General features: G+C 67.0%; 10 protein-coding genes. All 10 read left to right on the forward strand.

Going from position 1 to position 12,002, the window contains the following annotated elements; genetic code table 11:
• Positions 1 to 16 precede the first annotated feature (16 nt).
• The 10 genes from tssJ (at position 17) to AC5I49_RS04755 (ending at position 11,952) form a co-directional block, all read left to right on the forward strand.
• Positions 17 to 616, forward strand: a complete 600-nt coding sequence (gene tssJ / locus AC5I49_RS04710; protein ID WP_016446983.1) for a type VI secretion system lipoprotein TssJ — start codon at positions 17 to 19, stop codon at positions 614 to 616.
• Between the two features lie 17 nt (positions 617 to 633).
• Complete coding sequence (gene tssK / locus AC5I49_RS04715) at positions 634 to 1,968, forward strand: type VI secretion system baseplate subunit TssK (RefSeq protein WP_016453380.1); 1,335 nt, start codon at positions 634 to 636, stop codon at positions 1,966 to 1,968.
• A 21-nt stretch (positions 1,969 to 1,989) separates the two neighbouring features.
• Entirely contained in the window at positions 1,990 to 3,321 is a 1,332-nt protein-coding gene (locus tag AC5I49_RS04720) for a DotU family type VI secretion system protein (RefSeq protein WP_495788913.1), read from the forward strand.
• Between the two features lie 5 nt (positions 3,322 to 3,326).
• Positions 3,327 to 6,983 carry a type VI secretion system membrane subunit TssM gene (gene tssM / locus AC5I49_RS04725; protein WP_133073232.1) on the forward strand — a complete coding sequence of 1,219 codons (3,657 nt, stop codon included), beginning with the start codon at positions 3,327 to 3,329 and terminating at the stop codon, positions 6,981 to 6,983.
• A complete protein-coding gene (tagF, locus tag AC5I49_RS04730; protein ID WP_016453379.1) occupies positions 6,965 to 7,669 on the forward strand; it encodes a type VI secretion system-associated protein TagF in 705 nt (234 codons plus the stop codon). Before tssM ends, tagF begins: the two co-directional genes overlap by 19 nt.
• Positions 7,670 to 7,728: 59 nt before the next feature.
• Complete coding sequence (gene tssA, locus AC5I49_RS04735) at positions 7,729 to 8,754, forward strand: type VI secretion system protein TssA (RefSeq protein ID WP_017405326.1); 1,026 nt, start codon at positions 7,729 to 7,731, stop codon at positions 8,752 to 8,754.
• Complete coding sequence (locus AC5I49_RS04740; RefSeq protein WP_016446989.1) at positions 8,751 to 9,173, forward strand: hypothetical protein; 423 nt, start codon at positions 8,751 to 8,753, stop codon at positions 9,171 to 9,173. Before tssA ends, AC5I49_RS04740 begins: the two co-directional genes overlap by 4 nt.
• Before the next feature lie 123 nt (positions 9,174 to 9,296).
• Entirely contained in the window at positions 9,297 to 9,839 is a 543-nt protein-coding gene (gene tssB, locus AC5I49_RS04745; RefSeq protein ID WP_012205675.1) for a type VI secretion system contractile sheath small subunit, read from the forward strand.
• 28 nt (positions 9,840 to 9,867) lie between these two features.
• On the forward strand, positions 9,868 to 11,361 hold the full coding sequence (tssC, locus tag AC5I49_RS04750; protein WP_012205676.1) for a type VI secretion system contractile sheath large subunit: 1,494 nt from the start codon (positions 9,868 to 9,870) through the stop codon (positions 11,359 to 11,361).
• 144 nt (positions 11,362 to 11,505) lie between these two features.
• Positions 11,506 to 11,952, forward strand: a complete 447-nt coding sequence (locus AC5I49_RS04755; RefSeq protein WP_495788914.1) for a hypothetical protein — start codon at positions 11,506 to 11,508, stop codon at positions 11,950 to 11,952.
• The last annotated feature ends 50 nt before the right edge of the window (positions 11,953 to 12,002 follow it).

A 12,002-nucleotide genomic window follows, 5' to 3' on the forward strand; every position in this document is an offset into this window, starting at 1 on the left:
CGAGACAGGAGAAGCCATGTGGAAATCGCATGCACCGCATGTACCGCAAGCGCGCCGTCAGGCGCTGCAAACGCTGGGCGCCTTGGGCCTGGGCACGGCAATGGCGACCGGCCTGGCCGGCTGCGGCTCCCTCAATCCCCTGAGCCGCGCGCCTGAAGTGGCGCCCACGGCCGTGCCCGCCGCCGTGTTCGAGGTGGTGGCCGACATGGACATCAACCCCGACCGCGAAGGCATCCCCAAGCCCGTGCTGCTGCGCATCTACGAGCTGCGCGCCTCCGCCGCCTTCGACCGCGCCGGCTTCTTCGACCTGCAGGACAAGGACGACGGCCAGCTGGGCAGCGACTTCGTGCGGCGCGAGGAATTCCTGATCGCGCCCGGCCAGCGCCAGGTGATTGAGCGCAAGGGCAACCCCGATGTGCGCGCCTTCGGCCTGTTCGCCGCCTACCGCGATCTGGAGCGCAGCACCTGGCGCGCCTCGGCCGCCGCGCCCAACTCCGTGGAGCTGCGCAGGCGGTGGTGGGGCATGGGCTCCACCGAAAAGCTGCAGCCTGTGCGCTACCAGGTGCACCTGACCCGCGAGGAGGTCACCGTGCGCATCCAACCCGCATCCCAATAAACGCACATCTATCCACCATGGTCTGGCAACGCAAAGTCATCTGGGCCGAAGGCATGTTCCTTCGGCCCCAGCACTTCCAGCAGCAGGAGCGCTTCCTGTTCCGGCAACTGCAGTCGCGCAGCCTGCCGGGACAGCCCTTTTTCTGGGGCTTCTCGGAACTGGAGCTGGACACCGATCTGCTGCGCATGGGCAAGCTGGGCATACGCTCGGCACACGGCGTGCTGCCCGACGGCACGCCGTTCCAGCTGCCGGGCGACGACGAGGCGCCCACCCCGCTGGACATCGGCAAGGACCTCAAGGACGTGGTGGTGCACCTGGCCCTGCCGCTGCGCCGCCTGTCGGGCAGCGAGGTCACCTTTGGCGAAGGCACGCAAAGCCCCGCGCGCTATCTCAGTGACGTGACCGAAGTGGCGGACAGCAACGACGTGGGCGCCCAGCCCGCCGAGGTGCAGCTGGGCCGGCTGCGCCTGAGCCTGCGCCCCGCCCACGAGCTGACCGAAGGCTGGGTCAGCCTGCCCGTGGCCCATGTGGTCGAGCGCCAGGCCAGCGGAGGCGTGCTGCTGGAGCCCGGCTTCATTCCCACCGTGGTCAACAACGGGCCCAGCTCGGTGCTCAATACCTTCTGCAAGGAAATCCACGGCCTGCTGCGACAGCGCGGCGAGGTTCTGGCCCAGCGCATGATCCAGCCCGAGCGCGGCGGCATCGGCGAGGTCGGCGACTTCCTGCTGCTGCAGCTCATCAACCACTGGACGGGCGCCGCCCAGCACTGGGTGCGCACCGGCAGCATCCATCCCGAGCGCCTGTTCGAGGAACTGCTGCGCCTGGCCGCCGAGCTGACCACCTTCGACCACGAGCGTCGCCGCCCCGAGGTGCTGCCCGCCTACGACCATGACGACCTGCGGCGCAGCTTTCCGCCACTGATGCTGGAGCTGCGGCGCAGCCTGTCCTCGGTGCTGGAGCAAAACGCCATCCAGATCCCGCTGCACGACCGCCAGTACGGCGTGCGCGTGGCGCTGATCCCGTCCACCGAGCTGCTGACCACCTGCGACTTCGTGCTGGCCGCCCATGCCCAGACCACGCCGGAATTCCTGCGCACCCACTTCCCCACCCAGACCAAGCTGGGCCCGGTGGAGCGCATACGCGACCTGGTGAACCTGCACCTGCCCGGCGTCACGCTGCGGCCCCTGCCCATTGCCCCGCGCGAGATTCCCTACCACGCGGGCTACAACTATTTCGAGGTGGACACCACGCACGATCTGTGGAACCAGCTGCAAAGCTCCGGCGGCCTTGCCATGCACGTCTCCGGCGAATTCCCCGACCTGCAACTGGAGTTCTGGGCCATCCGCCGCTGACGGCGCGACGCATCTTCCGACATGAACAGTTCCAACATCAGCCACCAAATGCCCTGGGGGAGAGACGGCGACGCGGGCCGAGCCGAAGGCGCAGCCAGCGGCGCAACCGCGCCTGCCGGCCAGGAGCCGCTGCGCTCCAACCTGCCCGACGTGGTCAGCGGCGGCAACCCGCTGGTGGCCGCCGCCAACCAGCTGCTGAACCTCATCCCCCAGATCCGCGCCATGGTCACCAACGAAGACCCGCGCGCGCTGCAGCAGCTTCTGCTCGAACACATACGCGAGTTCGAGCAGCGTGCCGGCGCCAGCGGCGTGCCCATGGAAACCATCATCGGCGCACGCTACTGCATCTGCACCGTGCTCGACGAAACCGCCGCCCAGACGCCCTGGGGAAGCGCAGGTATCTGGCCTCACTTCAGCCTGCTCGTGGCCCTGCACAACGAAACCTGGGGCGGCGAGAAGTTCTTCCAGCTGCTGGCCCGGCTGGTGCAGACGCCGCACCAGCACATCGACCTCATCGAGCTGCTGTACTACTGCGTGATGCTGGGCTTCGAAGGCCGCTACCGCGTGATCGACAACGGCCGCGCCCAGCTGGAGACGCTCAAGGCGCGCCTGCTGCAGCTCATCGAATCGACGCGCGGCGACCGCAGCAGCCTGCTGTCCGTGCACTGGCGCGGCGTGCAGCGCCTGGCCTCGCCGCCCTGGGCCATGGTGCCGCTGTGGGTGGCGGCAGCCATCACGCTGCTGCTGGCGTTCTTCATCTACCTGTGGTTCAGCTACCGGCTGTCCAACAGCTCGGACGATCTGTTCGCCGCCATCAACGAGATCCGGTTCCCGCGCACCTCGGCGGCTGCCACCGTGGCCACCATCAAGCCGCGGCTGCGCCAGTTCCTGGAGCCTGAAATCCGCGAAGGCCTGGTCAGCGTGCGCGACGAAGCCGACCGCAGCACCGTCATCCTGCGCGGCGACGGCCTGTTCGACCCGGCTGCCACCGTCGTCAAGCCCCGCTACGTGCAGGTCATCCACCGCGTGGCCGCGGCGCTGGACGAAGTGCCGGGCAAGGTCATCGTCAATGGCTACACCGACAACCTGCCCATCCGCACGGCGCGCTTCCCGTCCAACTGGAACCTGTCGCAGGAGCGTGCCCAGGCCGTGTCCCAGATGCTGGGCGGCTCGCTGCGCGACCGCCAGCGCCTGCATGCCGAGGGCCGTGCCGACAGCGACCCCGTCGCCCCCAACAACACGGCCGAAGGCCGGGCGCTGAACCGGCGGGTGGAAATCGTCCTGCTGGTCGCGCCCCAGCAGCGTGACCAGCAACTGCAGGCCCTGCCTGCCGCACCCGAGACCAGGAACTGACCCCCATGATCCGTCGCATCGCCTCATGGCTGTTCAACCGCTACATGCTGGAGCTTCTGGGCCTGGTGGCCCTGAGCCTGCTCATCTGGTTCGTCGGCCCCCTCGTCTTCATCCAGCCCTACCAGCCACTGGGCAGCCCCACCGTGCGCTGGTGGTTGATCGCCGGCCTGTTCATCCTCTGGTTCCTGCGCCTGCTGCTGAAATGGTGGCGCGCACAGCGCATGAACGAGCACCTCATGACCGGCCTGTCCCGCCTGACCTCGCCGCGCGAGGCGGACGGCACGCCCGCTGCCGGCTCCGAGGAAGTGGCAGAGCTGGAGTCCCGCTTCAAGGAAGCCCTGGACACGCTGAGCAAGACCCGCTTCGGCCAGACCGAAGGCGGCCTGTTCGGGCGCTGGAACAAGCGCTACATCTACCAGCTGCCCTGGTACCTGATCATCGGCTCGCCGGGTTCGGGCAAGACCACGGCCCTGATCAACTCGGGGCTGGACTTCCCGCTGGCGGCCCAGTTCGGCAAGCGCGCCATCCCCGGCATGGGCGGCACGCGCAACTGCGACTGGTGGTTCACCGACCAAGCCGTGCTGCTGGACACGGCCGGCCGCTACACCACCCAGGAAAGCGATGCGGAGCAGGACAAGGCTGCCTGGAAGGGCTTCATGCAACTGCTCAGGCGCTTTCGCGGACGCCAGCCGGTCAACGGCGTCATCGTCACGCTCAGCGTGCAGGAGCTGCTCAGCAGCAGCGATACCGAGCGTGCCCAGCTGGCCCAGCTGATCGGCCTGCGCCTGAGCGAGCTGTGCGAGGAGCTGACCATCCGCTTTCCCGTCTACGTGCTGGTCACCAAGAGCGACCTGCTGGCGGGCTTCAACGAGTTCTTCGGCGCCATGAGCCGCGAGGAGCGCGCCCAGGTCTGGGGCTTCACCTACCCCTATGACGAAAAGACCCAGCGCTCGCCCGCCAGCGACCCGCAGGCCGCCAGCGCCCTGTACATGGAGGAATTCGACGCCCTGGTCGCCCAGATCAACCGCCTGTTGCCCCAGCGGCTGATGACCGAGCCCGATCTTGCGCGCCGCAGCCTGCTCTACGCCCTGCCCCAGCAGTTTGCCGGCCTCAAGGACGTGGTGCGCGACACGCTGGATGCGGCGTTCTCCGCCTCGCGCTTCAAGGAAAAGCCGCTGCTGCGCGGCGTCTACTTCACCAGCGGAACGCAGGAGGGCATGCCCTTCGACCGCGTGATGTCGGCCCTGTCGCGCCGCTTTGCGCTGCGCGGCCGCCTGCCGGCCGATGCCGTGCCCCAGCAGGGCCGCAGCTACTTCCTGGAGTCGCTGTTCAAGGACGTGATGTTCAACGAGTCCGGCCTGACCGGGCGCAACGCCAAGAAAGAGCGCCAGCTGCGCCTGATGCAGGCCGCCGGCCTGTGCGCCCTGCTGCTGGCCCTGGGCGGCGCGGCCCTGGCCTGGACGCTGAGCTACGAGAACAACCAGCGCTACCTGAACGAAGTGGCCGACAACGCCGGCACGCTGCGCCAGGCCGTGGAGGAATCCAAGGCCACCGATCCCGACAACGTGGTCGCCCTGGTGCCCATGCTCAACCACGCGGCGCGCGTGGCGCAGAGCAGCCGCTTCGAGGAATCGGCCCCGCTGGGCTGGCGCTGGGGCCTGCTGCAGGTGCCCAAGGTGCAGACGGCCGCCCACGCCACCTACCTGCGCCTGCTGGAAGACGCCTGGCTGCCGCGCCTGAGCAGCCATGTCGCGCGCTCGCTGCGCCAGGTCAGCACCGGCAGCCCCGAGGCCAGCTACGAAACGCTCAAGGCCTATCTCATGCTCTACGAGCCCGACCACTTCGACGCCACCTTCGTCAAGGCCTGGCTGCGCAGCGATTGGGAAAACACCCTGCCCCAGCATCTGGTGCAGGCCGGCCTGGTGGACCAGCTGTCCGAGCACCTGGACCGCCTCATCGACGGCCGCGTGGTGGTCTCCGCCCAGCCCATCGACGCCAACCTGGTCGCCGAGGTGCGCCAGCGCCTGGCCCAGATGTCGCCCGCCCAGCGTGCCTACAGCCGCCTCAAGCAGCTGCTGAACACCGGCGACAAGCTGCCGCCCGACTTCAGCGTGGTGCGTGCCAGCGGTCCCGAGGCGCCCCAGGTCTTTGCGCGTGCCAGCGGCAAGCCGCTCACCCAGGGCATCAGCGGCCTGTTCACCTATGACGGCTACCACGGCCTCTTCCTGCACGAGCTGCCCAAGGTCACCACCTTGCTGGCCAAGGAGGAAACCTGGGTGCTGGGCCAGGCCGAAGGCCGGCGCAGCGTGGCCCAGGAAGTGCTCACGGGCCAGCTGGCCAACGAGGTCAAGCGCCTGTACCTGATGGAGTACGCGCGCCTGTGGGAAACCTTCCTGGCCGACATCCGCCCCATACGCACGGCCTCGCTGGAGCAGGCCGGCGAGCAGGCCCGCCTGTACTCGTCCGCCAACTCCAGCCTGGAGCAGTTCATCCGCGCCGTGGCCCGCGAGACCACGCTGGCCCGCCGCCCGGACCAGCAGGAAGGCGGCAGCTCGGGCAGCACCAGCAGCTGGCTGGGCGAGAAACTGCAGCGCATCCGCGAGGAACAGCAACAGCTCAGCCGCCTGACCGGCAAGCCGCTGAACGTGGGCGGCATGCTGGCCACCGGCACGCTGGAGGCCGACATCGTGGACTTCCGCTTCCGCGAATACCGGCGCCTTGCCACCAGCAACGGCTCGGGCCCGGCGCCCATCACCGCCAGCCTGCAGGTGCTCAACGAGGCGGCGGCCGTCATCGCCTCGGCGCGCCAGCAGGTGATCCAGGGCGGCGGCGTGCCTCCCTCGCTGAGCGGCACGCTGGAGAAGGTGCGCTCGGAGGCCAAGCGCGTGCCGCCTCCGCTCAACAGCATGTACGAGGCCCTGGCCACCTCCACCTCGTCCTTCGTGGGAAGCAGCGTGCGCAGCACGCTGGGCGGCAACCTCAACGCCACCATCGGCGACTTCTGCCGCCGAGCCATCCTGGGCCGCTACCCCTTCACGCGCAGCGCCACGCGCGACGTGACCACGGACGACTTCGCCCGCCTGTTCGCCACCGGCGGCACCATGGACGAGTTCTTCCGCACCCAGCTGCAGACCATGGTGGACATCTCCACCGTGCCCTGGACCTTCAAGCAGGGTGTGGACGGCACGCCGGTGGGGGGCTCTGCCTCGCTGGCCGCCTTCCAGCGCGCGGCCTCCATCCGCGACGTGTTCTTCCGCGCAGGCGGCAACACGCCCGGCATCCGGCTGGAGATCAAGCCGCTGGACATGGACGCCTCCATCTCCCAGATGGTGCTGGACGTGGACGGCGAGATCGTGCGCTACCAGCACGGCCCGCAAATCCCCAAGGCCGTCTCCTGGCCCGGCACGCGCGGCACCGGCCAGGCCCGGCTGCAGATCACGGCGGCCGGCGCGCAGAACACCGGCATCGTGACCGAAGGCCCCTGGGCCCTGCACCGCCTGTTCGACCGCGCCCAGATCCTGCCGGGCAACTCGCCCGAGCGCTTCACGGCCATCTTCACCATCGACGGGCGCAAGCTGCGCATGGAAGTCACCACCAGCAGCGTCCTCAACCCATTCCGGCTCAAGGCCATGGAGGAATTCGAATGTCCGGACCGGCTGTGAACGCCATGACTGTCCAGCGGCCATGCGCCGCCTGGTGGGGCAAGCTGCCCAGCCAGGGCGATTTCGTCGGCCGGCGCATGCCCCACGCACTGACCATGCGCTGGGACGAATGGCTGCGCAACGGCATGGACCAGTTGCGCAGCGATGCGGCCGATGGCTGGTCCACACGCTTCGTGCACTCGCCGCTGTGGTTCTTCCTGTGCCCTGCCTCCATCCTGGGCCAGTCCATGGTGGGCGTGATCGGCCCCAGCTCCGACCGCATCGGCAGGCTCTTTCCGCTGGCCATCATGGCCACGGTGGACGGCAGCTCCGGCATACCGGCGTCGGACCAGGACATCGAACGCTTTCTGAGCGGCGCACGCGATGCGCTCATCGACGCGCGACGCCTGCCCCTGTCGGCCCAGCAGCTCGACGAGCGGCTGGCCACCCTGCAATGGCCGTTCCAGCAGGAGCGCAGCGCGCCGGACAGCACCTCCATCCACAGCCTGCTGGCGGACCTTGACATGGGCGCCTCGCAAGGCAACGCCGCGCGCCTGCCGCGCATGGACTGGCGCGCCTGCATGCGCCCCGGTTCCACCACCTCCGTCTGGTGGATCTCGGCCACGCCGCGCCACGCCCCTGACGAAGTGGTCCAGCACGAAGTGCTGCACCGCCGCCTGTTCACCCGGCTGTTCAAGGGCGCCTGAACCCGCACAGAGCGCACGGCCCCTGCACACCAAACCCCAAGCCACATCGAATCCCGCCCATGGCCAATATCCAGGACCTGCTGACCGAGACCTCCGCCGAGCCCCCCTGCGGCCCGGACCTCACCTATGACAACGACTTCCAGTCCATGGAAAGCGCTGCGCAGGGCAAGGTCGAACAGCAGTTCGGCGACACCGTCATCCCCGCCGAGCCACCGGACTGGCGCGACGTGGAGCGCCAGGCCTCGGCCCTGATGCAGCGCACCAAGGACCTGCGCGTGGCCGTGCTGCTGTGCCGTGCCTGGACCATCCTGCACGGCCTGCCCGGCACGCTGCAGGGCCTGCAGCTGTGCGCCGCCCTGCTGGAGCGCCACTGGGAGCATGTCCACCCCCTGCCCGAGGACGGCGACGACTACTTCATGCGCATGAACGCCCTGGGCACCCTGTCGGACGTGACGGGCTTTGTGCGCGACCTGCGCAACGCCGACTTCCTGCGCGGCGCCCTGGGCCAGATCAGCGTGCGCGACGCCGAACTGATGGCCAGGGGCAACGTGCCCGAGGACCTGCCGCACCTGACCGCCGACGAGCTGCGCATGGCCTCGGCCCGCGCACATGCCGAGGGCCACGAAACCCTGCTGGCCGTCACCCCCGCGCTGCAGGAACTCGACCGGATCCGCGCCTGCTGCGAACAGCACCTGCCCAGCCACCAGCAGCCCGAGCTCGACGGCCTGCGCCAGCTGCTGCTGGCCCTCGGTCAATGGCTGCCCCAGTCCACAGGCGACGCCGACACGGCCGCTGAAACCGATCCGGCCGCACAGGCCGGCACCGGGGACGGCCTGGCATCCCAGCCCGCGCCCGGCACCCCCCACACCCCGGCACGCAACCGCGAACAGGCGATTGCCCAGTTGCTGGAAATCGCCGCCTTCGTGGAGCGCACCGAGCCCTCCAACCCCGCCCCCCTGCTCATCCGCCGCGCCGCCCGCTTCATGCGCATGGGCTTCATGGACATCCTGCGCGAACTGTCGCCCGACAGCCTGGCCCAGGTGGAAGTGATCACGGGCGCCCACCTGCAGGAGCAGCAGACATGAAGGCCAAATGCTGTTTCATGGCCCTGGGCGTGGGTCTCTCGACGCCAGCCTTCGCAGATGCCGGTGCACGGCATGCAAACGCCATCGAGCGCATCACGATCCGCGACGGCACCGCCAAAAGCGAAGACCCCCGCATCCATTGCGATTCACTGCGCATTGACGAAAAGCGCGCGCGCTACTTCCTGCGCCACGCCAAGTCCAGCAGCCAGTTCAATTACGCGCATGCCTATGAAACCGGTAGCTGCAGTGCCCGTGCCGTCGTGCGCTTCAAGGGCGGCCGCCAGGTCAATCTGACCATCGACAGCGGCACCGGCTGGGGGACGACGGAGAACAAGCGCTCCATCGCCTACCTCTACTGCGAGGAATGCACGGATCTGCTGGACCCGGACTTCGCTTTCAAGGAGCCGGCTGCCCCATGACACCCACCCCGTCCACCTGTTTCCACACGGCCTCTTGCGCCCTCAGCCCTTCGGTCCGCCGCAAGGCGGGACTCCAGGCTTTTTACTTCTGCGACCCATTTTTTTCTTGAAAGGAACACCCGCATGTCGCTCACCAAAACCGGCAAGAGTGGTCAGAAATTCATCGCGCGCAACCGTGCGCCGCGCGTGCAGATCGAGTACGACGTCGAGATCTACGGTTCGGAAAAGAAGGTGCAGATCCCCTTCGTGATGGGCGTGCTGGCCGATCTGTCGGGCAAGCCCGTCGATCCGCTGCCCGAGATCGCCGACCGCAAGTTCCTGGAAATCGACATCGACAACTTCGATGCGCGCATGAAGTCCATCAAGCCCCGCGTCGCCTTCCAGGTGGACAACACCCTGACGGGCGAGGGCAAGCTCAACATCGACCTGAGCTTCGAGAGCATGGAGGACTTCTCCCCCGCCGCCATCGCGCGGCGCGTGGGCGCGCTCAACTCGCTGCTGGAGGCACGCACCCAGCTGCACAACCTGCTGTCCTACATGGACGGCAAGCAGGGCGCCGAGGAGCTGATCGGCAAGGTGCTCAAGGACCCTGCGCTGCTCAAGTCGCTGGCCGCCGCGCCCAATATCACTGCCCCGCAGGCCTCGGGCCCTGCATCCGAGGCTTGAGGCAGCACATCAGGAAGGCAAGCACGTCATGAATACCGCAACCCAACTCGAACAATCGACCCAGGCGCTGGCCGGCAGCGAATTCGGCAGCCTGCTGCAAAAGGAATTCAAGCCCAAGACCGACCAGGCCCGCGAAGCCGTGGAAGCGGCCGTGCAGACGCTGGCCCAGCAGGCCCTGGGCTCGGCGATCACGCTGTCCAACGATGCCTACCAGACGGTGCAGGCCATCATTGCCGAGATCGACCGCAAGCTGTCCGAGCAGATCAACCGCATCATCCACCACGACGACTACCAGAAGCTCGAAGGCGCCTGGCGCGGCCTGCACCACCTGGTGACCAACACCGAGGTGGACGAGATGCTCAAGATCCGCGTCATGAACATCTCCAAGAAGGAGCTGCACCGCAACATGCGCCGCTTCAAGGGCGTGGGCTGGGACCAGAGCCCCGTCTTCAAAAAGGTGTACGAAGAGGAGTACGGCCAGTTCGGCGGCGAGCCCTTCGGCTGCCTGGTGGGCGACTACCACTTCGACCACAGCCCGCCGGACGTGGAGCTGCTCGGTGAAATGGCCAAGGTGGCTGCCGCGGCCCACTGCCCCTTCATCTCGGGCGCGGCGCCCGCCATCATGCAGATGGAATCCTGGCAGGAGCTGGCCAACCCGCGCGACCTGACCAAGATCTTCACCAACACCGAGTACGCCGCGTGGCGCAGTCTGCGCGAGTCCGACGACGCCAAGTACATCGGCCTGGCCATGCCCCGCTTCCTGGCACGCCTGCCCTACGGCGCGCGCACCAACCCGGTCGATGAATTCGATTTCGAGGAAGAAACCGACAGCGGCGACCACGGCAAGTACTGCTGGGCCAACTCGGCCTACGCCATGGCGGTCAACATCAACCGCTCGTTCAAGTACTACGGCTGGTGCACCTCCATCCGCGGCGTGGAATCGGGCGGCGCGGTGGACAACCTGCCGGCCCACACCTTCCCCACCGACGATGGTGGCGTGGACATGAAGTGCCCCACGGAAATCGCCATCAGCGACCGCCGCGAGGCCGAGCTCGCCAAGAACGGCTTCATGCCCCTGGTGCACCGCAAGAACTCGGACGTGGCCGCCTTCATCGGCGCCCAGTCGCTGGCCAAGCCCGCCGAGTACTACGACTCCGACGCCACGGCCAATGCCAACCTGTCGGCGCGCCTGCCCTACATGTTCGCCTGCTGCCGCTTCGCGCACTACCTCAAGTGCATCGTGCGCGACAAGATCGGCTCCTTCCGCGAGCGCACCGACATGGAGCGCTGGCTCAACGACTGGATCATGAACTACGTGGACGGCGACCCGGCCAACTCCTCGCAGGAAACCAAGGCCCGCAAGCCCCTGGCCGCCGCCGAGGTGCAGGTGCAGGAAGTCGAGGGCAACCCCGGCTACTACACCTCCAAGTTCTTCCTGCGCCCCCACTACCAGCTGGAAGGCCTGACGGTGTCGCTGCGCCTGGTGTCCAAGCTGCCTTCCGTGAAGCAGGGCGCGAAGTAAGAAGCTATTACCGGCCTGCAGGTGCGGGCCGGTCGTACCGCCACATGGTAGATGCAGGACAAAAGCGACGTCATTGGACGCCTGCATCCTCCAATCCGCCTTGTTTGATTGAAAGAGACTTTTTCCTCCAAAGATATCTCCAGAATGCAAGAATTGCCCGCCATTGAAAAAAGAAAATCTTCCCCTGAGAAAATCAGGAAAAAAGTATTCAAATACTTTCTCTGGGTATTTATCTCGGTGCTTGCCGTGAGCCTGGCACTGTGGATGCCACATGGCCTGACGCCCAAGCTCCGGGGCAGCTACACCAGTCCGCGGGGTGTCTACAGGTTGGACTATTACGATGCCGCCCCGCTGCAGCGTATGTGGCACTACAACATGAAGATGCCGTCTTTTGTCCGATTGCACCGAATTCATCCGGAGACTCTGATGGCAGAAAGCAAGATTGTTGATATGTGGATCAATGGCCAGTTGTATTGGTATTTAAATCCACCAATGAACACCATTCAAGTTGGAAGAGATATCGTTTTTGAAGACATTCCACCGGAATGCACGAATTGCCCACCCTTGACAGATGGCCAGATCATGCCTTGACCGGCCGCATTAGCACTACATCCATTTTCAAAAATCATCATGGGGCGCAC

Source organism: Delftia sp. (assembly GCF_059499305.1).